At 45.3% G+C, this 20,451-nt stretch carries 23 protein-coding genes, 1 tRNA gene, 2 pseudogenes and 1 riboswitch; of the genes and pseudogenes, 7 read left to right on the top strand and 19 right to left on the bottom strand.

What is annotated here, in order from left to right; translation table 11 throughout:
- Positions 1–77: 77 nt before the first annotated feature.
- Positions 78–377, bottom strand: coding sequence for a hypothetical protein (locus AC3ITG_RS06940; RefSeq protein WP_489253240.1), 300 nt, complete (start codon positions 375–377; stop codon positions 78–80).
- Positions 378–910: 533 nt separating this feature from the next.
- Positions 911–1,330 (bottom strand): hypothetical protein, encoded by a 420-nt coding sequence (locus AC3ITG_RS06935; protein ID WP_489253239.1) that lies wholly within the window; start codon positions 1,328–1,330, stop codon positions 911–913.
- Between the two features lie 244 nt (positions 1,331–1,574).
- Between AC3ITG_RS06935 and AC3ITG_RS06930 the strand changes: the two genes are divergently transcribed.
- Positions 1,575–2,150 carry a helix-turn-helix domain-containing protein gene (locus AC3ITG_RS06930; RefSeq protein ID WP_489253238.1) on the top strand — a complete coding sequence of 192 codons (576 nt, stop codon included), beginning with the start codon at positions 1,575–1,577 and terminating at the stop codon, positions 2,148–2,150.
- A gap of 359 nt (positions 2,151–2,509) precedes the next feature.
- On the opposite strand, the pseudogene AC3ITG_RS06925 reads toward AC3ITG_RS06930, so the two are convergent.
- From AC3ITG_RS06925 to AC3ITG_RS06890, 8 genes and pseudogenes are all read right to left on the bottom strand, one after another.
- Positions 2,510–3,376, bottom strand: a pseudogene (locus AC3ITG_RS06925) (TadA family conjugal transfer-associated ATPase); the annotation flags it as partial.
- A 14-nt stretch (positions 3,377–3,390) separates the two neighbouring features.
- A complete protein-coding gene (locus AC3ITG_RS06920; protein ID WP_489253237.1) occupies positions 3,391–4,614 on the bottom strand; it encodes a nucleotide-binding protein in 1,224 nt (407 codons plus the stop codon).
- A gap of 160 nt (positions 4,615–4,774) precedes the next feature.
- Complete coding sequence (locus AC3ITG_RS06915; RefSeq protein WP_489253236.1) at positions 4,775–5,158, bottom strand: VOC family protein; 384 nt, start codon at positions 5,156–5,158, stop codon at positions 4,775–4,777.
- Positions 5,159–5,425: 267 nt separating this feature from the next.
- A complete protein-coding gene (locus AC3ITG_RS06910) occupies positions 5,426–6,289 on the bottom strand; it encodes a DUF6612 family protein (protein WP_489253235.1) in 864 nt (287 codons plus the stop codon).
- A 99-nt stretch (positions 6,290–6,388) separates the two neighbouring features.
- Complete coding sequence (locus AC3ITG_RS06905; RefSeq protein ID WP_064639995.1) at positions 6,389–6,811, bottom strand: thiol-disulfide oxidoreductase DCC family protein; 423 nt, start codon at positions 6,809–6,811, stop codon at positions 6,389–6,391.
- A gap of 144 nt (positions 6,812–6,955) precedes the next feature.
- Positions 6,956–7,234, bottom strand: coding sequence for a hypothetical protein (locus tag AC3ITG_RS06900; protein WP_024629327.1), 279 nt, complete (start codon positions 7,232–7,234; stop codon positions 6,956–6,958).
- 99 nt (positions 7,235–7,333) lie between these two features.
- Positions 7,334–7,579 (bottom strand): zinc ribbon domain-containing protein, encoded by a 246-nt coding sequence (locus AC3ITG_RS06895; RefSeq protein WP_024629326.1) that lies wholly within the window; start codon positions 7,577–7,579, stop codon positions 7,334–7,336.
- A gap of 205 nt (positions 7,580–7,784) precedes the next feature.
- Positions 7,785–8,204 carry an organic hydroperoxide resistance protein gene (locus AC3ITG_RS06890; protein ID WP_063564421.1) on the bottom strand — a complete coding sequence of 140 codons (420 nt, stop codon included), beginning with the start codon at positions 8,202–8,204 and terminating at the stop codon, positions 7,785–7,787.
- A 444-nt stretch (positions 8,205–8,648) separates the two neighbouring features.
- On the opposite strand from AC3ITG_RS06890, the gene AC3ITG_RS06885 reads away from it, so the two are divergent.
- Positions 8,649–9,944: an Nramp family divalent metal transporter gene (locus AC3ITG_RS06885; protein ID WP_489254430.1), complete on the top strand. Its 1,296-nt coding sequence runs from the start codon at positions 8,649–8,651 to the stop codon at positions 9,942–9,944.
- 141 nt (positions 9,945–10,085) lie between these two features.
- Here AC3ITG_RS06885 and AC3ITG_RS06880 read toward each other — a convergent pair whose 3' ends face one another.
- Together AC3ITG_RS06880 and AC3ITG_RS06875 are read right to left on the bottom strand one after the other, a co-directional pair.
- Entirely contained in the window at positions 10,086–10,778 is a 693-nt protein-coding gene (locus tag AC3ITG_RS06880) for an HAD family hydrolase (RefSeq protein WP_489253234.1), read from the bottom strand.
- A 165-nt stretch (positions 10,779–10,943) separates the two neighbouring features.
- Positions 10,944–11,342 carry an HAD family hydrolase gene (locus tag AC3ITG_RS06875; protein WP_413376201.1) on the bottom strand — a complete coding sequence of 133 codons (399 nt, stop codon included), beginning with the start codon at positions 11,340–11,342 and terminating at the stop codon, positions 10,944–10,946.
- A gap of 117 nt (positions 11,343–11,459) precedes the next feature.
- Positions 11,460–11,635, bottom strand: a riboswitch (cyclic di-AMP (ydaO/yuaA leader).
- A 352-nt stretch (positions 11,636–11,987) separates the two neighbouring features.
- On the opposite strand from AC3ITG_RS06875, the pseudogene AC3ITG_RS06870 reads away from it, so the two are divergent.
- Positions 11,988–12,314: pseudogene (locus tag AC3ITG_RS06870) on the top strand (glutathione peroxidase); the annotation flags it as partial.
- An 80-nt stretch (positions 12,315–12,394) separates the two neighbouring features.
- Here the strand turns inward: AC3ITG_RS06870 and AC3ITG_RS06865 are convergent.
- Both AC3ITG_RS06865 and AC3ITG_RS06860 read right to left on the bottom strand, forming a co-directional pair.
- Positions 12,395–12,493, bottom strand: coding sequence for a hypothetical protein (locus AC3ITG_RS06865; protein ID WP_420800378.1), 99 nt, complete (start codon positions 12,491–12,493; stop codon positions 12,395–12,397).
- Positions 12,494–12,630: 137 nt separating this feature from the next.
- Positions 12,631–12,713 (bottom strand) — tRNA-Leu (locus AC3ITG_RS06860).
- A 422-nt stretch (positions 12,714–13,135) separates the two neighbouring features.
- On the opposite strand from AC3ITG_RS06860, the gene AC3ITG_RS06855 reads away from it, so the two are divergent.
- The 3 genes from AC3ITG_RS06855 to AC3ITG_RS06845 all read left to right on the top strand — a co-directional run bounded on the left by AC3ITG_RS06855 (position 13,136) and on the right by AC3ITG_RS06845 (position 14,997).
- Complete coding sequence (locus tag AC3ITG_RS06855; RefSeq protein ID WP_413376199.1) at positions 13,136–13,837, top strand: urease accessory protein UreF; 702 nt, start codon at positions 13,136–13,138, stop codon at positions 13,835–13,837.
- A 275-nt stretch (positions 13,838–14,112) separates the two neighbouring features.
- Positions 14,113–14,316, top strand: a complete 204-nt coding sequence (locus AC3ITG_RS06850; protein WP_063564423.1) for a hypothetical protein — start codon at positions 14,113–14,115, stop codon at positions 14,314–14,316.
- A gap of 27 nt (positions 14,317–14,343) precedes the next feature.
- Positions 14,344–14,997, top strand: a complete 654-nt coding sequence (locus AC3ITG_RS06845) for a nitrogen regulation protein NR(II) (RefSeq protein ID WP_413376197.1) — start codon at positions 14,344–14,346, stop codon at positions 14,995–14,997.
- Between the two features lie 25 nt (positions 14,998–15,022).
- Here AC3ITG_RS06845 and urtE read toward each other — a convergent pair whose 3' ends face one another.
- The 5 genes from urtE to urtA all read right to left on the bottom strand — a co-directional run bounded on the left by urtE (position 15,023) and on the right by urtA (position 19,885).
- Positions 15,023–15,718, bottom strand: a complete 696-nt coding sequence (urtE, locus tag AC3ITG_RS06840) for an urea ABC transporter ATP-binding subunit UrtE (RefSeq protein WP_413376195.1) — start codon at positions 15,716–15,718, stop codon at positions 15,023–15,025.
- Entirely contained in the window at positions 15,696–16,505 is an 810-nt protein-coding gene (urtD, locus tag AC3ITG_RS06835; RefSeq protein WP_413376193.1) for an urea ABC transporter ATP-binding protein UrtD, read from the bottom strand. The genes urtE and urtD overlap by 23 nt, the downstream gene beginning before the upstream one ends.
- Positions 16,468–17,562, bottom strand: coding sequence for an urea ABC transporter permease subunit UrtC (gene urtC / locus AC3ITG_RS06830; protein ID WP_489253233.1), 1,095 nt, complete (start codon positions 17,560–17,562; stop codon positions 16,468–16,470). The genes urtD and urtC overlap by 38 nt, the downstream gene beginning before the upstream one ends.
- Before the next feature lie 18 nt (positions 17,563–17,580).
- The gene (gene urtB, locus AC3ITG_RS06825; RefSeq protein WP_413376189.1) at positions 17,581–18,486 is read right to left on the bottom strand and encodes an urea ABC transporter permease subunit UrtB; all 906 of its coding nucleotides are present in this window, start codon (positions 18,484–18,486) and stop codon (positions 17,581–17,583) included.
- A 148-nt stretch (positions 18,487–18,634) separates the two neighbouring features.
- A complete protein-coding gene (gene urtA / locus AC3ITG_RS06820; RefSeq protein WP_489253232.1) occupies positions 18,635–19,885 on the bottom strand; it encodes an urea ABC transporter substrate-binding protein in 1,251 nt (416 codons plus the stop codon).
- 260 nt (positions 19,886–20,145) lie between these two features.
- Here urtA and AC3ITG_RS06815 point away from each other — a divergent pair, with 260 nt between their 5' ends.
- The gene (locus tag AC3ITG_RS06815) at positions 20,146–20,448 is read left to right on the top strand and encodes an urease subunit gamma (RefSeq protein ID WP_076291707.1); all 303 of its coding nucleotides are present in this window, start codon (positions 20,146–20,148) and stop codon (positions 20,446–20,448) included.
- Positions 20,449–20,451: the final 3 nt, after the last annotated feature.

Here is a 20,451-nt window from a genome sequence, read left to right as displayed (position 1 = left end):
GTGATATTCCAATATACACAACAATGTGCATAAACAGATTCCGAACAAAAAAAGGACAGCGCAGTTTTGCACCATCCTCATACATAGCATTCAATTTTCATGTTCATTCGTTTCTGTTTCCTGATCAATGTTAACTCTTCACGTATTTCTATCCTACGTTCAACTGTTAAGTCTAACCTAGATCCTTCATTAACCAAGTCTTGATACAAACTATCCAATTCAGTTGTAATGGTATTCTTATGTCTTCGATTGATAAACTTCTTTTCATTGATTGCCTTTGCACTCTCCTGATTATTTAACTTTCTATCCCACTGATACGGAACATCCCTGTACTCCAAATTCATTATCGTTTCAAACAGTGTTTCTGCATAAAACATCCAACTTATATCTCCTTCTTATGCCGCTGGAAACAATGTATCTTCAAGAATCTCTGTGTACATCGTTTCCAGAACAAAGGATTGTCTATTATAATTTTGTCTCAATTTTTTATCCATAACCTTCATTAACACTGTCCATTGTGGCTGTCTTGCACGATCCAGTAATGCTAATGTGAGCATAGCACATGGTGAAGGATATCTGAAGAATACATCAACTGCTTCACGTTGCATCTAAAACGTATCTAGTGTCCAGTAAGATTGCTCTTGCTCTGATAAGTTGTAATGCTCTTCTTCATAACGCTTGTAACGATACTCTTTAATTAGGTTCTTGATAAATTGTATTGGTTTCATATGTTTATCCCCTTTTCGTCACAAACTGTGCTTACTTCAAAACTCACGTACTACCTTATAAATGTGAATCAAATCGTCATTTCACAGATTTTTATGTATCATTTTGTTGTAATCAGATTGATAAGATATTTTTACGTTACAACGTTATCCGTTCGAGTAAAATGTTACTGACAAAATTGAATTTACTTATACAACGCTGTTAACGCCCTGTTAAGATGAATTGAGTAATCCTTTTGTTTAAGTTTAACCAACTCTTTTAGATCGATGTTCCATTGCTGGATACGCTCTTCATGAGCAGGGACAATACTATGTTTAAAATATTGTCGTAATGCTTGAATTGGATTTAACAAGTACATATCAAGAAACGACTCATCTGACATTGGATTAAGACAAAGTTGCTCTTTTCTCATTTCGTTTAGAAGATCGAAAACTTGGTGCCCATTGGGATCAAATGGAACACGCATCATGAACTCATAGCGCAACTCTTCAGTAACCAAGATAGCCTTAAAATTGTCGATAAGAGCAATAGCCTTTTTACTTACGTTGCAATCAACGATAACCTCTTCAATTGTCCATGTTGGTCTAATATACTCGGTTGTCATAGCAAATGGCTCCTTTACTGGTAAAATGGATGTTTTCCTCATGAGTGTCATATGTATCATTCGTTCAGAAGTTTTATTATATAACTACTGTAGTTATACATTAGGGTAAATTCGGTTGATTGTCAACATAATTCTAACTACAGAAGTTATAAAAAAATTATCATAATTATCCTCTAAAATAATTGTTTTCATAACTTTAATTAGTTATAATTTCTTTAAAACTTTTTCGCAAAGGGGATAAAAGATGATATTTAAGTTGGATAAAATAATCGATAAGCTGGGGGTCACTCGAAATAAATTGGCTATTTTAGCAGATGTTCGTCCCAATACTATTAATGATTTAACAAATGGATCAACAAAACGTATAGAGATTGAAACACTTGAAAAGCTTCTTAAAGCGCTGAACGATCTTTCTTCCATAAGAGGATTAGGTATCACTTTTAATGTTCAGGATATATTTGAATTTGAACTAGAAGAAGATTTTCAGATTCAGGACAGTTTTTTAGCTTACAATACCTATAGTCGCATAAAGAAGGCTTTATTCGAACGTGTTGTACTCACCAATATTACTGGTTTAGAAAAGACAAATCTTCTAGAATTAATAACATTGTTTGAAAATAACATTCACAATGGGGTTTATCAATCTCTTGATAGAACGTCTGATCGGCACTTAAAACAAATAAATACAATTCTCTACAAAGAACGAGAATTATTATTAACCTACGGGTTAGTTGAATTACAAGATGGAATGTATTCCGGGAGTTATTTCAAATTTTCTGCCAGAGGTATAAAATTTATGACAATGCTCAAGAAAAATTAACATCAGAATAAAGTCTATGCCCCTTCTCTCCACCCCAGAGTTGGGGCTATTATTCTTCATATAATGTTCAGCTTGTCAAGAGTCTGAATTTTAGCTTTTTGCAACTTGAAGAAGCCTACACCATGAAATTTGCAATCATTTTTTCTTTTTCCTCTAAAGTAACTATTATGAAAAATTCAATCCTCTTCTCTGAAACATACCACACCCTCTAAAATCAATTCTAAGGACTTCACCAAACTTTCAAAGCTGATAATTACTAATGATTAAAATAAGCCGTAGAAGCCAGATGTGAACTCTAAAATAATGGATTATAACCCCTTCAAGCGAGAGCTTTTCTAAAATACCCTTTTTATATATTTGGCCTGCAACATATCCAGCGCTTCTGCCCCCCTCACCTCACCAATGACAATCCGATTTGGACGCATCCGCAAGGATGACTTGATCAGATCCCGAATGGATATTTGCCCCTTGCCCTCGGTATTGGCATTACGCGTCTCCAGCGATACCAGGTTGGGTACCGTGACAATCTGCAATTCAGCAGAGTCCTCAATCGTGATGATCCGTTCATCCGCAGGGATAAACTGAGATAATGCATTTAGGAAAGTAGTTTTCCCCGACCCGGTTCCGCCGCCGATAAAAATGTTGTATTTGCTGCGTACCAACTGCTGCAGCAATTCTGCCGCTTCCTCATGCAGGGCACCTTTACCAATCAGATCGGACATCTTCATCGGTTCACTCGGGAATTTCCGAATCGTCATGGTCGGACCCTTCAACGCAATCGGAGGCAGTACGATATTGACTCGAGAGCCGTCTTTCAACCTTGCATCAACGATTGGAGAAGACTCATTCACAATCCGGTTCACCCCGGATACAATCATTTGGATAATGTCTTCCAGTCGTTCCCTGGACTCGAACTCCAGCGTGATCTGTCTGACTTCTCCTTCTTGCTCAACGAAAATCTCCCGGTGGCTGTTGATCATAATCTCCGTAATTTCGGGATGATCAACCAATGGTTGCAGAATATCCAGCCCTCGAAAGGAGTCAAATAACCGTTGCACCAGCGTATGACGCTCCCCGGAGGTCAGATCATCCAGTTTCGGATCAGAGAGCACTTTACGCTCAATTCCCTGCCAGAGTTCTTCGTCTCCCGCAGACGACGTTAAATCGAGGCCAGCCCTGACCTCGCGACGCATGATCTGAAACTGCTCTTCACGGTCCAGTATCATCTTGGATGAATCCATCATAGCGACCAACCATCACCCTTCTGGATTCGTCCCGTCTGCTTCAGTTCTTCTTCTCCATCCTGTACGATCATGGCGCATAGTCTCTTCACTTCGCGTTGAAAGATCGGTGAGCTAAGCATCACTTCCTCCTGACTCAGCTGTTTCCACGAAGGGATATACGGCAGCACAGCATCTAGATGCAAATCGGGTCTTGGCAGGGCATTGATGACGCTGTCCCGATACTTGTTCACAATGAAACGGGCACGATCCAGTACACTTTCATGCAGATCCGGCCACGTACGCTCCATATGCTGCATCCATTGACCCCAGCGGTGCATAGAAGAGATGTCATCCTCAACCAGCCACACGAATGCATCGGCAGCATCGAAAATCCCCTCACTTCGTCCATCCCAACCTGAATCCCCATCCAGAATGAGCACATCATATTGCCCGCAGTCCGCCAAATAACGGATCAGGTTCTTCGTATCTTCACGGGACATTTGCAGCAATTCCTTTCGATTCGATAACGGCCAGAATACATCCGACTTCAGCGCTTCGTGACGAAGTACATATCCGTCTACCCCTTTAGAGGAAGAATGTGCTTGTCCTTGTTTACCTGATTCCTTCTTGCCCACCTTCAAATCGTAAAGCAGACGTGACAGCCCTGTTTCTACGTCAGATATACGCTGTCCACTTCTAGACAGACCCTTTTCCAGAAACGGCATCGAGCTATCCAGCGTCTCTAGATTGAGATACAGAACAGCATATCCTGCAAGCCCCAGTTGCTTCGCCATATGCATCGCCACGGCAGTTTTGCCACTCCCGCCGGAAGCTGATACAACTCCAATAGAAAGCGTCTCCTGTCCTGGACGATGGGCCTTCTTCCGACGCGGCTGCCGACAAGCATTGAGAACAGTGTCCATCAGTGTAGGCAAAGGTTGATACTTCATCAGCCGTTTTTCCTCATCCACTTCTTCCAATCCTTCACTAAGCATCAGCCATGGAATACCCGAGGTTTCGCCACCGTTACCCAGCCAATTGTTCAGAAACTCCGGTTCCGCAATCACTAGATCCGGCAGTTCCCTGCCTTCCTGTTCATTCATGTGATCCCTGAACGGTTCCCATTGTGAAAAGGCGGTAAATCGTATACCAGAGCCGGAAGGACTCCCTTGTACAAAATCAAGCCAGGCGCTGATATACTCTCTGTCTTTGGAAGCCAGCACTGCCTTAAGAACAATCAATTCTTCTTCCCTCCCTGCAAAAAAAGCACAAAAAAGCACCGTCCAATAACCGCAAGAATATGCAGTGTATGGACGGTGCTTCCGTCACGTGCTATGAATGTATGGATAATATAGCATACAATTTCTGGGGGAGCAAGGGATTTATTCAAACGCAAATCACTCAAGAATGATAAGGTGCATCGAACTCAACAATATTGCGGTCAGGATCAAGCACAAAAATCTGTGCAAACCCGGCAACACTATCTGGTCTTGCCTCATACTCAATTCCCTGCTGTTCCAGCCAGGCCAAAGTCTCCTTGTAACTCTTCACCCAGATCGCAAAATGTCCATCTGTTGTATCGATCCCTGCCTCACGAAGAGTGTGTCCCTGCGGGTGCTGTAACAGATGAAGCTGTTGACTACCAAGGGCATACCAGGTGCCTGTGGAGTTGAAAGGCGGACGTTCAATCTCCTGCATACGAAGCAAACCGGAATAGAATTCCTTCGCAACCTCCAGATCACGTACAGCCAGACTCACATGGTGTATATGTGCATATTCAATCATTTCTTTGACCTCCTGCCTGAAATAGCCTTCCTTCAACTTCCCATCAACTCTAAATTCAATCGCTTACACGACTATACTATAACACCTCGGACTCTGACCACAACGCATACAAAAAAAAGAAAAACACCCCTGATTCAAATCCGCCGAACCTGTCGGTTCACACAAATTCATATCAGAAGTGCCTTCTCCAGAAGATCCACATCATAGTTGCTTTAACCAGGCTAACTTCTCATCAGAGAGAATCACACCTGCTTATCCGCACGCTTTTTATTTAGCACTATCCAATGCTTCTTGCGGGATCTTGATCTCTTCCACGCCATTATGGTTGGAGAACGTGCTGGTCATTTTCATGTCCATCGAGATTTTCTGTCCCTCCTGCTCCATATCCATGACCATGTTGACATCCGTACTTGCAGGCAGGTAAGTTTCTTTGTTGATCATATATTTCATTTTCATGCTGGTAATATTCATTTGATCAAGCATCGCTTGAGTTTGGGCATCCGATCCGTTTTGCTCCATGACCGCTTTGGCCAGCTCCTTCACGTTATCACCGGACACATCAGCGTTAATGACATAGTTGTCGCCTTCTTCCGTAATTTTGGTGTCTTCGTCAATCTTTTTGAATTGCTCCAGCTCACCTTCCGGATTCATGCTTGCCTGCATCTGCTCAATCAGCGGTTTCGTTTGTTCGTCAGGGATTTTGACCCATTGGTCCCCCACCTGCGAATAAATCTTATCCGAAGTGATGTACTGCTTCACGTTCTGCGCTTCCTGTCCGGACATTTCCATTTTCATCTCCTGATAGATCATCATCGGATCTTTGATGATATCCATCTTCAGCGATGTTTTCACCTGTTGATCCTGAGACTGCTCGCCAGCCACCAGTTTCAAATTTTGATCGATATTGGCTTCCGTAGTGAAGCTTTTCATGTCTTTAGTCGCTGCATTCGTTTTCTCAATTAACTCGTCCAATGTAGGGATCTTTGTCTCCTGCTCCGCAGTTGTATTCCCCTCGTTAGACGTTTCGTTTCCAGCTGGCGGCGTTGCTGTACTGTTATCTGCATCGCTTCCGCAAGCTGTCATGCTTACTGCTAATAATGCCCCAATAATTAATGTAGTCCACTTCTTCAAGTTATTTGCCTCCCAAAATAGAATTGATCCGTACTCATTACCCAATTATTTCCGTTATTAATCAATCGTCACCGATAAAATATGTCACACTTCAGCCTTTCAAAGGAAGCGATCCTTAATTTCAGGTGTAGGCAGCATGCACGCTTCATCTTTACCGAACCAGCGATATCGGTTGCGAGCTACCGTGTTATATATGGCATTTCGAATAAATTTCGGTACAATAATCAACACATACAATAATGGATAGGGGAATTTCAATCCTTTGGCCAGACGCAGCGCTGCGGTTGAACGTGTATAATATTTTCCATCCTCAATGAGTACAAAAGTATCCATGCTGTCTGTGGACAGATTGCCCTTCTCCAGCAATTTTTTCGCTACATCCGATTGAAGTGATGCAAAATGATACTTCCCCTCGGGGTCACGCTTGATAATCCACTTCGTTAATCCTTGGCAGAAATGACAGACTCCGTCCACAAGCACAATCGGGTGTCCCTGATGCTGATCTGTTTGATTTGCTGTCATAATCGTGGCCTCCTCATGTGTGCTATTAGTGTAACTTACCCGTTTTGAGCCAACCCGGTCGCTTTTTTTACATTTTATTTAAGTGTAACGGAAAATAGAAAAAGAGCGCAGGCTCTATGCCCACGCTCGTATCTGTTTTGGCAATTACTCGGCAATTGCCTTTTCCATCCATTGGTCGTCGATCATCTGTTGATGCAGGTCACCAGCCCACTGGTCCATGCATTTGCAAATGAAATCTTTGCGACATACCGGACAAGGTGTTTTCTGTAGACGGCTGATATTGGTCAGCTTCCATTCCGGGGAATGGGAGTAGAATACACGGCATTGTGTACCGTCTACCAATTTCATTTTAAATTCATACAATCCGTCTTCCTTGTTGCCACTAGCTAATTCTAAATTTGCAATACGCGGTCTATAAGACATGAATATCACCTGTTAATTCAAATTTGGTTCATGCAATGACACTTCTTAGTACTAAATCATATTAAAGAAATTTTAGTTCGATGTCAACTCAATGCACATTTACCCGCCAAATAGAATATCAAGAATGGTGCCCACCTGACCCTGTTTTTTCCCTTTCAACACATCCGGATCGAATACTTCAACATATCCACAGGAAGAACAGGCGACGAAGAGATAATGATTATGCTGAATATCAAACATTTTGCTAAGTCCCGCTCCTGACATGGATACTTCCTTAATATTGCAATCCGTACCCCTGCATTTGGTACATACAAATCGTCGTTCTATCATCTCTTCAATACTCATTGTCGTTCCCCCTTATTCGAATGCATGACTTCAAGCAAGAGTAGATTATGTAAAATAGTACGCTGTTCAACATGCAATCTCCTGCATCTCATCTGTATTATAAAATACAAAACCCTGCCGAAGGCCAGCAGGGTCTTGTACTCGAACATTAGGTATCCAAAGATACCCTGCTCTATATGTTCCCTTTACTCCTACGAGTCAGGTCTTAAACTACATTAAGTACCACATCTATATTGCCGCGGGTTGCTTTGGAGTAAGGACAGAAATCATGTGCCTTGCGGGCAAGATCCTCTGCTTGACTGTGATCCACGCCAGGCATGCTTACATCCAAACGTACAGACAGTTGGAAACCATCATCCGCCGGATCTTTCCCGATGGATACATTACTTGTTACCACCACATTCTCCAACTTCACGCCCGCTTTGCGTGCCACATTGGCAAGAGCACTTTCATAACATGCACCGTACCCCGCTGCAAAAAGCTGCTCAGGATTGGTCCCTTCACCACCGGAGCCTCCAAGTTCTTTTGGCATTTTCAGATCATGCTTGAGCACTCCATCCGATGAAGCCACCGAACCTGTACGTCCACCTTTGACTGTCGCTGTTGCTGTATATAAAGCTTCCATTACGAATCTCTCCTTCACCTTTAAGTTTTTTGTTGCCTACAATTCAATTTAAACTTCTGGCTCATTTTGAAACGTTGTTGGTCCTTATTCAGCTTTTACATCTTTATCTTTTTCATGCATTGGGGATGAATACAGGTAATTTATCCAGGGTTGGGTAATATACTAAGGCACAATTCACTCTCCGGTAAATTTTGTCCTCATACACAAAAGTTGCACTAGACAAAAATAATTGAAGGAGTACAATGTAAGTATCAACATAAACGTTTAGACATATCAAAAGTAGTTTAATTACGCTTTTGATTTTGGTTTTAAAGTTCAAATTTAATCAAAGGAATGACACCGTTCCTCTTCATATAGAATATCAATACTTCAAAGTCGGGTGATTATATTATGAGTAAAAAGAATCCGTTCAATGCTCCTTCAAATGAGCCATTGGCTGCGGGCATGGCCCCATCTCTCGGGGAAGCCCACAGCTCCATGAAGGTGCCTCAGAACGCTGCTTGGTGGAAAAAGTTCCTAGCTTTTGTTGGACCAGGTTACCTCGTTGCCGTTGGATATATGGATCCCGGGAACTGGGCAACTGATATTGCGGGTGGTTCACAATTCGGTTATACGTTATTGTCCGTTATTCTGATTTCGAACCTGATGGCTGTTGTATTGCAGTCTCTCGCTGGCAAGCTCGGGATTGTCACAGGACGGGATTTGGCGCAAGCCTGCCGCGAACGGTTCAGCATGCCTGTTGTAATAGTGTTATGGATTTTGTGTGAGCTTGCGATTGCAGCCACCGACCTTGCCGAGGTTATTGGTTCAGCCATTGCGCTCAAGCTGTTGTTCAACATTCCCATGTTATACGGCGTCATTATTACCGCTGTCGATGTACTGGTCATTCTTTTACTGCAAAATAAAGGCTTTCGCGCATTGGAATCCCTCGTTATTGTGCTGATGGCGACCATCGCCCTCTGCTTCGGGATTGACCTGTTTCTCGCTAAACCGGATATGGGCGGCGTCATGCATGGTTTTGTACCAAATGTCGAGATTTTGCAAAATCCAGCTATGCTCTACATTGCCATCGGGATTATTGGGGCAACGGTTATGCCACATAATCTCTATCTGCATTCTTCCATCGTGCAGACCCGTCAGATTGAACAGACGCCCAAAGGGAAAAAAGAAGCGATTCTGTATTCCACCATGGATTCAACCATCGCTTTAACGCTAGCCTTGTTCATCAATGCAGCCATCCTGATTGTGTCTGCTGCCGTGTTCCATAGTGTAGGCATGACCCAGGTCGCGGAAATTACAGATGCATACCATCTGCTGACACCTCTGCTGGGAACCACCATCGCCAGCATTCTGTTCGGTGTAGCCCTGCTGGCTTCAGGCCAGAACTCAACTCTCACCGGCACGTTGTCCGGACAGATTGTAATGGAAGGCTTCCTGAACATTCGTATTCCGGCGTGGCTTCGTCGACTGGTTACACGTCTGATTGCAATCATCCCGGCCGTTATCGTAACAGCTATTGCCGGAGAGCACGGAACAGAAGAACTGCTGATTCTGAGCCAGGTTGTGCTGTCGCTGCAGCTGCCCTTTGCCGTCATTCCACTGGTAATGTTTACGAGTGACAAAAAAAGCATGGGAGCTTTTGCCAACAAGCTGTGGCTCAAAATCATCTCCTGGATCATTGCCGGAGTTATCGTTGTCCTGAATGTGTATCTGATTATCCAGACCATTCTGTTGTTCTAGGTTAAATGGAACTACGCGGTATTTTGTCTAACTCAAAAAGGCTGATCAACTCAAGTAACGTATCCCTTGAGACGATCAGCCTTTTATATGTTTGAGCAGCAGTCTAATCCATACCGATTAGTTCTTAAATACTGCTCTTATTTAGTTGTCTGAATTTTGAGTTACCATTAACAATGGAAGAAGCTCCTCCAGTGATTCAATAGTCCAATCTGGACGCTCTGCATCCGCAAGCTCCGGCTGGAACCTGCCATAACCCTGCAAAATCCGGATCGTGTGCATACCCAGCTTCTTAGCCGGAATAATATCATTATCAATCCTGTCGCCGATCATGACCGCTTCCTCAGGTTTACATCCCGCCTGTTTCAACGCTACAGCATACAATTCAGGATCAGGCTTGGACACTCCTTCTTCAGCCGAACAGGCCAGCACATCCACATACTTGCGCAAGCCGTAGCTATCCAGCCGATTTTCCGTCCCCGGGCTCTGATTGGCAATGATACCAATCTTATAATGCTGCGACAACGTCTGGAGAACAGTGTCAGCTGACGCGAAGGGGTGCTCAAGCTCTTTGCGAAACTTCAGCTTCTCCTGTATCTGTTCCCGGTGCCCCTCATCGCTAATAAGGGTACGAATAGCCAATTTCATCGGCCATTGCTCGTAATTTCGGTAGGAGGCGGCAAATATATCTCGTACCGTCTGCATCTCCACCTGATAACCAAGCGCACAAGCTTCACGAACGAACTGACCGATAATATCATCTACCGGCTCCCATTCGTCCACGAGCGTATCCCCCACATCAAAGAACAACCATTGTATTCCACGTACATCCGGCACGCCTATTCCTCCTCGTTAGCCACAGGAAATTCATATCCCCATTTCCCAAACCATAAAAAAGAAGACCCACCATCATGCATGAGTCTCCTCAAGATTCCGTTTATTTATGATTTCAATTATAACAGGCAGCTGACACTGGATCAATCACAGGAATAGTACTAGCCACTAGCCATTAAGCAGAAACCCAACTTCCCCATTCAAGGAATATACAATACGGTCTGCTCCCATTCCCCGATAGATCCCTTTGGGATGGCTTTGTTCCGTAATGACACACAGGGACTTGGATGTCCAAGAGCGGCAGATCTGCAAATATCGACAGGTCAGGTTTAGGCTATTTTCAAAAATAAAAACATTGCCGACACTGTCTTGCGGCAAAAACCATTTCTGAGCTGCAGCCGTGTTCATGCGAATGACATGCTCCACACCGATTCTCCGGAGCCTGCGCTCTTCCCCTGCACTGTTGGTCAGAACGGCAAACGGCATTTTTTTGTACATCAGCAATTTGATAAATTTACGTCCTGCTTCATTTGGAGCAGTCACTAAGATCATCTCTTTATCCATCATTCGTTCCTCCCTTGGCGTGAAAAGACAACAAAAAAGAAGCGTGGGGGACCAAGGCCTCCCGGACGCTTCTTCAATAATCCATAGCAAAAAGACACTATGAACCAGCGTACGGCTTGTTGCCTCTCCCTTTAACGCTTACGAGGTTAGCTGACGGATTCGGGCGCGAGAGTCGCCCTATTTCCGGCTGTCACCGGAAAATTCACCCCATGGATGCCTACTGTCCTGGACAGTTCATCCTGTTGGTTCCCCCGTTTCCCACCCATGAATGAATGGAAACTCAGCGATTAAAACATCGTTCCTTTATAATCATTAATCAGAGCGATATTATCGTTTGTTTCGTTTTTCATGTAAAATTTAATTAGAATTGGAATTACGATATGAATCATACACCCGTGCCATATTGGTGTAAAGTCTGCGCAGATCACCGAATCGACGGATTTTTGCCATTTCACATCAATAATAGCGCTTACAACACATCCATTCTCTACCCATCTCTTCAAAGCTCTCTAATTCTCTCTTTAGCGAAATTCAGGTAGCAAATCAGTCACAGATCATACACGACAGCTTCAAATTGAGTTAAAAAATCAATATTAATTTTGCAATATTTAATTGCAATCAATATAATAGAAGATAGAAGAATATGAAATGGAGGAGATTTTCATGTCAGTCTACGACTACAAAGTAAACACCCTTCGCGGTCAGGAAGTTGAAATGTCCAACTATAGTGACAAAGTACTGCTTATCGTGAATACAGCAAGCCAATGCGGCCTCACACCTCAATTCAAAGGTCTGCAAGAACTTCAGGACAAGTTTAAAGACTCCCCATTTGAAGTTCTTGGTTTTCCAAGCAACCAGTTTGCACAGGAAAAAGGCTCTTCTGATGATATTGCCGAGTTCTGTCAGATGAACTATGGTGTTAGCTTCCCGATGTTTGAGAAGATCGATGTGAATGGTTCAAGCGCTCATCCTCTATTCCAGCACCTTACCAAAGAAGCGCCAGGCGTACTCGGCTCCAAAGCCATCAAATGGAACTTCACCAAATTCCTTGTGGATCAGAACGGACGTGTTCTGAAACGGTATGCTCCCAAAACAACACCTGATAAAATTGAAGCGGACATCAAAGAATTGCTTAAATAACAAGTGAAGGCCATCCGACCCCGGTAGACAGAATGAACATGTATTCAGGGGAAACGGGTGACCTTTTTTTGTCTGGACCCATCTTTATTGTAAAAAAGCATAAAAAAAGAAGCTCCCCATACGGGAAGCTTCTTCTTAATCGTTCTTATGATGCGGTCGAGAGGACTCGAACCTCCACGGGTATACACCCACTACCCCCTCAAGATAGCGTGTCTGCCATTCCACCACGACCGCATGTCATAAATAATCGGCAACAGAATTGATTATACCCGGTTCATGTTTAAAAGTAAAGCATTTTTCTTAATATCATTTTAACTGCGCTTTTCTCTTCCATAAATCGTATAATCTCGTCATTTTCTCCTACGAAGTGCATATGATTAAATTTGATCTCGTTTGTATACCCGATTAGGCTGATCACTCTACTTTATTAGTATTTCCATCCTTCACATCCTCTTAGCTCAACATAACTCATTAAGTTATATAAAATAACATTGAATAGATTTAATATTTAAAAAACCAAGAAACTATTGACAAAAAGCGGATATTTATGTGAATATATATATCATATAATTCGGATTTACAAACATAAAGCGAATCAAAATGGAGTATAAATGTTATTTAATATTACATTTAACGAACGTAGGAGGCGAAAGATTGTGAACCGTGGGAATAAGCTGCTCGATTATGTCAAACTGCTTGATTCCTCTATCCAGGTCGGAGGGTTCACCCATTCCTTCGGTATGGATGCCCATATCGCTGAAGGTACCATTCGTAGTGCTGAAGATCTCGAATCATTCATGCGCTGTCAATTGCACCCCAGCATCGTGCGTTTGGAAGGTATGGCGATTAAAGGTATATACACCGCCGCAGATCACAATGACGCATGGCGTACAGCCCTCATCGACAAGCTTGTCCATGTCCAGCGGACCCCAGTCAATCTCAGAGAACATGCCTCCACAATGGGCAAACGACTGATTAAGCTGGCTCGTGCACTCCACCCCTGGATTGATTTTAGCCTTCTCGAACAAACCCTGGCTAAGTATGAATCCGTTGGCTGCCTCTCCACCGTTCACGCCTGGATTAACCACCACCTCGAAATCCCTGTCGAGGAGGCGGTCCTTGGTTATCTGCATTCAGCCATGAGTGCCTGCATAACTGAAGCCTCCAAAGCGATTCCCCTTAACACCGATACAACCCAGGACCTGTTGGTTCGCCTGGCCGCAGACCTGGAGCATGAATGGCATACCGTCAGCGCCTCTGCTGCGGATGGACTGGTACAACCAACCTCAATGTCCACGAAAACGTTGTTCCCAAGCTTTCACATGCTTGGAGCAGGGCTTCACGCATACAGAGCCTAATTCCCATCCCCTTTTTCTTCATACAACCCACCTCCTCACACAGTAAAATATAAAAACACGCCGCAACCTCATTGCTGGCGTGTTTTTTATGTCAATTATTTTGTATATTTAACGTATTTACGCCATTTAACATATTAAAATACACTTATTTCCGTCTTTTTTAATTGTTAGATGACGCAAATACGTATATAATAAAACATACAGCTCGCATATCTATATATTTTACACCAAGAATAACCAGCTGAACACTACATTCCAACGAGGGGTGAACCCTTTTGAACAAAAAGAAACCTGTGACTCCTTTCGGATGGGCCATTAAACGCCGACTAACCGAACTCCAGGTCGACCAAAAGACATTTTGTGAACAGTATGGCATTCCGCCATATCGTCTGTCCAATCTCATTCACGGCACACGCAAAGCAACCCGGTTCAGGAACCAGGTCGCAGACATTTTGGAAATTCCAGATGATTTAAGATAAGATTTCTGCCAAGGAGGAGCTCATTTCATGAGATACTTAATATCCGATCTGGAGAGATTATCGTTCCAGTCCATGCAACACCAGCTTATCATCGTCGACCACAACTGGATCATTCGAAGCTGCAACACCGCTTGGCAACATGGACTCGGGCAATCGCTTCCCAAACCAAGCGTATCAGGCCCCTCCAGAACAGCACCTGTACCACCTCATTACCTTCATCTTGTAGAGGGGTGGACATTACGCGAGGAAAAAGCAAAGAATGCGAAGATTGTTCAGGAGTTGAAAAGTATCACTGCACCTTTTAAAGACAGTTATACATACGACATCTCCGTTCAAACTGCCCACAACGAACAGCGGTGGTTCCGCCTGGAACTCACCCCATTGATTCAGGCCGACCCATCCCTGCTGTCTGATCTCGCATTGATTGCACATACGGATGTTACCGAACAGAAACAGACAGAGCGCCAATTGAAGAAGGCCCTGTCCGAAGTGCGAACCTTGCGTGGACTGCTTCCCATCTGCGCTGTCTGCAAACAGATTAAGGATGAACAGGACAGCTGGAACTCTGTTGAGAGTTATTTGGAGAAGCACACCCATGCCGAATTCACCCATGATATCTGCCCGGATTGCATCCGAAGACTTTATCCGAAGTACTCCAACATTCTGGACAAGCGCTCCTGAACTCATCCTACGCCATGAACCTAAGCTACACAGACAGATGGTGCTCAAACTGCGACATATCCAATTCTCGCGGTGTTCCTTGCAGTGCAATTGCTCCTTTGTCCATTACATAGATATAATCTGCAGCACCGCGTACAAAATCAATGCTTTGCTCCACCAGTAAGATGGAGATTTCACCCTTTTCCTTAATTTGCAAAATGACCTGCCGGATATCCTCTACGATGGAAGGTTGGATGCCTTCTGTCGGTTCATCCAGAAGCAATAATCCAGGCCGGGAAGCCAGCGCGCGGGCAAATGCCAGCTGCTGTTGCTGCCCGCCACTCAGATCGCCACCCTGCCGTCCATACATCGTGGCAAGCACCGGAAACATCGCCAGCACATCCTCTGGGAACGTCTTTACCCCTGCGCCACTGGTCTCCAGACCCAGCAGCAGATTTTCCTTTACCGTAAGCTGCGGGAAGATTTCCCGTCCCTGCGGCACATATCCAATCCCCGACCTGGCCCGCTTGGCCGGATCGTGGGTGGATAATTCCTGACCTTTCCACTGAATACTTCCTTTGCGCGTTTTAAGAAGCCCCATCAATGTCTTCATCAAGGTGGTTTTCCCTACACCATTACGTCCCATCAGGCATACCACCTGACCTGGCTGGACATCCAGATTCACACCGCGCAGCACATTGCTCTCTCCATAACCGGACTCAATTCGTTGCAGCGACAGCATGGTCATCCCTCCTTTTGCCCAGGTACACTTCAGCCACTCTCGGATCTTCCTGTACTTCCGCCATCGTACCTTCCTTCAGAAGCTTGCCTTCATGCATCACCGTCACTTTGGCTGCATACTCGCGAACAAACTCCATATCATGCTCCACTACCACAACAGACCTTTCTCGCGCAATCTCCTGCAGTAGGCGACCCGTCTTGTGTGTTTCTTCGTCCGTCATCCCCGCTGCCGGTTCATCCAGCAGCAATACACGGGGTTCCTGCAGGAGCAGCATACCAATCTCAAGCCACTGCTTTTCCCCATGTGATAGTGCCCCTGCACGTGCATCCACACGGTCCTGCAAACCAATCTGGAGCGTAATCCGCTCCATGGCCGGACTTATTTTCGCATACCGCTGAATGCCTAGAGCATGTAACGGAGAACGACGAGTCTCCGCAGCAAGCGTCAGGTTCTCCTGCACAGTCAGACCAGCAAAGATCGATGGAGCCTGGAACTTGCGCCCTACCCCTTTTCGAACAATCTGGTGCTCCTTCAGACGTGTCAGATCCGTACCATCCGCCATCTTCACTGTACCGGACAAGGGCTTGGTTTTGCCGCAAATCACATCCAGCATCGTTGTTTTTCCCGCACCATTGGGCCCAATCAGAAAATGCAGATCATGTTCATGCAGCTTCAGATTCATGCCTTTGACCGCAACAAAACCACCAAACGCCACCGTAATTTCCTCAGCGACCAGGACTACCGGAATGTCAGTAGACTTTTGGTTTTTCCTGACTGACTGGAACATGCACAACCTCTCCTCTCCGTTTCAGCAAGCGCACCACATGACGGTATACACCAACAAGCCCATTCGGCATGAACAAGACCACCGTTACAAAGAGCCCACCAATGACAAACAACCACCCTTCCGGATAAGCTTCACTGATGCCCGTTTTGGCTGTGTTCAGCACCACAGCTCCGATCACAGCACCAATTAGAGTTCCACGACCTCCCAAGGCAACCCATAACACCATTTCAATCGAAGGCACGATCCCCATCATGGAAGGTGAGATGATCCCTACCTGGAGCACAAATAACATACCAGCGATTCCCGCAAGCGCTCCGGAAAGGGCGAAGGCCAGCGTTTTGAACCCTGCCGGGTCATATCCAAGAAAGCGAACCCGATTCTCCCCATCCCGCGCAGCTTCTAGCACCTGACCGAACCTGCTGTTCACAACCCGGCGACAAAGCATATAGGCGAGCACCAGAACGGCAAGCGTTATATAGTAGAGAGCAATCGTTGTCCCTGCCGAATGAAGGGTAAAACCAAAGATCGCGTTATACCCCGTTATACCGTTGGTCCCTCCCGTCCATTCCTGTTTGCCTACAAACAACGTTACTATAATGAGGACTAAAGCTTGGGTCAGGATTGTAAAATACACACCGGTGATCCGGTTACGGAACGTGAACCACCCCAGGGCAAAGGCCAGCAATGCCGGAAGGGCAATGCCTAGCAATAACGCCACCGGAAATGACCTGAACGGTTCCCAGAACCACGGCAGACCGCTAAGACCACTCCATCCCATAAAGTCTGGAAGTGTTGTACCACTAGCCTGGAGCTTCAGATACATCGCCATGGCGTACCCACCAAGTCCGAAGAATACGCCATGCCCCAGACTAAGTACTCCTCCATATCCCCAGATCAGATCAAGACCGATCGCCAGAATGGCCAGGGCCAGGAATTTCGCCAACAGACTAAGCCGGAATTCCGTGGAAATGAGTGGAGCCAGACACATCATGATCAGGACAACCGCCCAGATGATCTTCATTTTCAGACTACCCGTCTTGAGAAGCGCCGACATCATATAACCCCCTTCTTCGCATTAATCCAGACTCCGGGTCCGCATGGCAACGAGCCCGCGCGGCTTCCATTGCAGAAAAGCTACAATACAGACAAATACCAGCACCTTGCCAATGGAGGCGGAAGTATACGTTTCGAATAACGTATTAAACATGCCAATTCCGAGTGCACCACACACGGTTCCCACCAGTTTCCCGACACCGCCCAGTACAACCACCATGAACGCATCCACGATATAATACGTACCCAGCGAGGGTCCAATTGGGCCAATAAGTGTCAACGCACATCCGGCAATGCCGGCGATACCCGAACCAATAGCAAACGTCATGCCATCAACTCGTCTGGTAGAGATCCCGAGACAACCCGCCATACTCCGATTCTGCATCACAGCCCTCATCCGTCTCCCGGATGAAGTCCGATAGATGTACAAATACATACACAGCAGTACAACCGCAACCAGCGCGATAATGAAAAGACGTTTATACGGAAAGACAATATCGTCCGCGATGGTCAGACCTCCGTTAAGCCAAGCCGGACTGGATACCCCTACATTTGGCGCCCCAAATATCGTTCGAGCCAATTGTTGCAGCATCATGCCTACGCCCCATGTAGCAAGCAGACTGTCGAGCGGCCTCCCATATAGATGCCTGATCAGCACCACTTCCAGCAACCAGCCTATAAGAGCCGCCACACCAAAGGCGATAGGCAGAGCCACAATAAAATAGACATCAAACCACGCTTGCGGAGCATACGAAATGAACAGGTTTTGCGTCACATACGTAGCGTAAGCGCCGATCATGATCAATTCACCATGAGCCATGTTAATGACATTCATCAATCCAAATGTAACCGCGAGTCCCAACGCAATCAGCAGCAGGATGGAACTGATGCTTAACCCATTGAACATTTGCAGGACAAACATATCCATCGCCTTTCCCTCCTCATGCTGTGAACATCTGAAATTTTATACAAGATACCACTCATATTTCGCATCAACGCTTTACTGTGATGTTGTAAGAGGGTGTGTTGTCTCACCCTCGTCTGTTATTCAGCAGTTTTGACGTGAGATGCCCATGCTATTTGGTACTGAGGGAAGCACCCCATTCGTACGTTTTCAGATACGGATCAGGTTTGACTGGTGCGCCGGAGTTCCACAATTCCTTGAATTGTCCATCTTCCTGCACTTCGCCAATCCGCACCGTTTTGTAGATATGCTGGTTCTCTCCGTCCACCGTCACTTTTCCTTCCGGTGCATCGAATTCCAGACCTTTGGCGGCCTCCTTCACCTTTTCAACATCGGTTGATCCGGCTTTTTCCACGGTTGCTTTCCACAGATAAACTGCCACATATCCCGCTTCAATCGGATCGGCCGTCACCCGGTCAGCTCCATATTTTTCTTTATATTTCTCTACAAATGTTTTATTTTCAGGTGTATCTGTTGTCTGATAATAGTTCCAGGAGGCCAAATGCCCTTTCAGTACATCCGCACCAATCCCCCGAATTTCTTCCTCCGCCACACTCACTGACAGAGTTGTCAACTGTTCGGAAGAGATCCCGGCATCCTTCAATTGTTTGAAAAACGCAACATTACTGTCTCCATTCAGTGTGTTGTATACAATATCCGGCTTGGCAGCCTTGATTTTGCTGATAATCGTACTGTAATCCGTGTGCCCCAGCGGTGTATATTCTTCGCCTACCACTTCGCCACCCTCAGCCGCAAGCTGGGCCTTAATGACCTGATTGGCCGTTTTCGGAAAAACATAATCCGAACCCAGCAGGTAAAACTTCTTGCCCCTGTTCTCCAGCAACCAAGTTACGGACGGTACGATCTGTTGATTCGTTGTGGCTCCTGTGTAAAAAATGTTTGGTGATGATTCCAATCCTTCATATTGCACTGGGTAAAACAACAGACCCTTGTTCTGCTCAAACACCGGAAGCATCGCTTTCCTACTCGCAGAGGTCCATCCACCGAATACAGCGGCTACTTTATCCTGCTGCAGCAACTTTCCAGCCTTCTCCGCAAATGTAGGCCAATCGGAAGCACCGTCCTCAATCACAGGCTCGATCTGTTTACCCAGAACTCCGCCCGCTGCATTGATCTCTTCAATGGCAAGCATCTCCGCATCCTTAACGGACACTTCACTGATCGCCATCGTTCCACTTAGGGAGTGAAGAACACCTACTTTAATCGTATCTCCGGATGAAGCTGGTTCTCCCGCCCCACCGGAACTCGACGCCTCAGGCGGCGTGCCACCTTCCACACATCCTGTCAACGCAATGACTGCACCGAGCAAAACACTCCATAACTTGACCGACCTCTTCTTCAATAGCCTACACTCCCTTTTTTTAGTCTATTGACGAACATTAAGGTCATATATGTCCGAAATGTTCGTTGATCCAAATTATGGAGTCTTACACTCACCGTGTCAATAATGCTTACACAATTTTATTTTATGCATACTTTTTTCATGCATGCTGCTAATATAATTGGAACCATATTGACAAAGGGTCCACCCTGTGTGAGTATATTTAACATATAACATGATCCATGACGACATAGACTATCTAAGGGAAAGGTCGGATTACCTTGCACTGGACTGAGCAGGAAAAAGAAAAACTCCTGATTACCGTGGCTGCTAACCTCGCCCGCGAACGCAGAGGACGCGGACTTAAACTGAATGTTCCTGAAGCTATCGCATTATTGACCTCCGAGCTCATGGAACGTGCACGCGACGGCATGAGTGTTGCAGAGTTGATGAGATACGGCGGCACGATCCTGACACGCGAAGACTGCATGGAAGGTGTACCCGATATGATCCCTGAGGTACAGGTGGAAGCCACTTTTCCTGACGGAACAAAACTGGTCACTGTCCATGAACCTATACGCTGAGAA

This window comes from Paenibacillus sp. GL_099_B, from assembly GCF_057835695.1.
The sequence above is the reverse complement of the archived record's forward strand: the minus strand, read 5'-3'. Positions and strand labels throughout refer to the sequence as shown.

What these genes read in the sequence shown, in the direction of transcription:
- AC3ITG_RS06940 (WP_489253240.1), bottom strand. Translation starts at nt 377, where the DNA reads ATGTTTTATGCAGAAACACTGTTTGAAACGATAATGAATTTGGAGTAC.
- AC3ITG_RS06935 (WP_489253239.1), bottom strand. Translation starts at nt 1,330, where the DNA reads ATGACAACCGAGTATATTAGACCAACATGGACAATTGAAGAGGTTATC.
- AC3ITG_RS06930 (WP_489253238.1), top strand. Translation starts at nt 1,575, where the DNA reads ATGATATTTAAGTTGGATAAAATAATCGATAAGCTGGGGGTCACTCGA.
- AC3ITG_RS06915 (WP_489253236.1), bottom strand. Translation starts at nt 5,158, where the DNA reads ATGATTGAATATGCACATATACACCATGTGAGTCTGGCTGTACGTGAT.
- AC3ITG_RS06905 (WP_064639995.1), bottom strand. Translation starts at nt 6,811, where the DNA reads ATGACAGCAAATCAAACAGATCAGCATCAGGGACACCCGATTGTGCTT.
- AC3ITG_RS06900 (WP_024629327.1), bottom strand. Translation starts at nt 7,234, where the DNA reads ATGTCTTATAGACCGCGTATTGCAAATTTAGAATTAGCTAGTGGCAAC.
- AC3ITG_RS06895 (WP_024629326.1), bottom strand. Translation starts at nt 7,579, where the DNA reads ATGAGTATTGAAGAGATGATAGAACGACGATTTGTATGTACCAAATGC.
- AC3ITG_RS06890 (WP_063564421.1), bottom strand. Translation starts at nt 8,204, where the DNA reads ATGGAAGCTTTATATACAGCAACAGCGACAGTCAAAGGTGGACGTACA.
- AC3ITG_RS06885 (WP_489254430.1), top strand. Translation starts at nt 8,649, where the DNA reads ATGGCCCCATCTCTCGGGGAAGCCCACAGCTCCATGAAGGTGCCTCAG.
- AC3ITG_RS06875 (WP_413376201.1), bottom strand. Translation starts at nt 11,342, where the DNA reads ATGATGGATAAAGAGATGATCTTAGTGACTGCTCCAAATGAAGCAGGA.
- AC3ITG_RS06865 (WP_420800378.1), bottom strand. Translation starts at nt 12,493, where the DNA reads ATGGCCTTCACTTGTTATTTAAGCAATTCTTTGATGTCCGCTTCAATT.
- AC3ITG_RS06845 (WP_413376197.1), top strand. Translation starts at nt 14,344, where the DNA reads ATGAGATACTTAATATCCGATCTGGAGAGATTATCGTTCCAGTCCATG.
- urtE (WP_413376195.1), bottom strand. Translation starts at nt 15,718, where the DNA reads ATGCTGTCGCTGCAACGAATTGAGTCCGGTTATGGAGAGAGCAATGTG.
- urtD (WP_413376193.1), bottom strand. Translation starts at nt 16,505, where the DNA reads ATGTTCCAGTCAGTCAGGAAAAACCAAAAGTCTACTGACATTCCGGTA.
- urtC (WP_489253233.1), bottom strand. Translation starts at nt 17,562, where the DNA reads ATGATGTCGGCGCTTCTCAAGACGGGTAGTCTGAAAATGAAGATCATC.
- urtB (WP_413376189.1), bottom strand. Translation starts at nt 18,486, where the DNA reads ATGGATATGTTTGTCCTGCAAATGTTCAATGGGTTAAGCATCAGTTCC.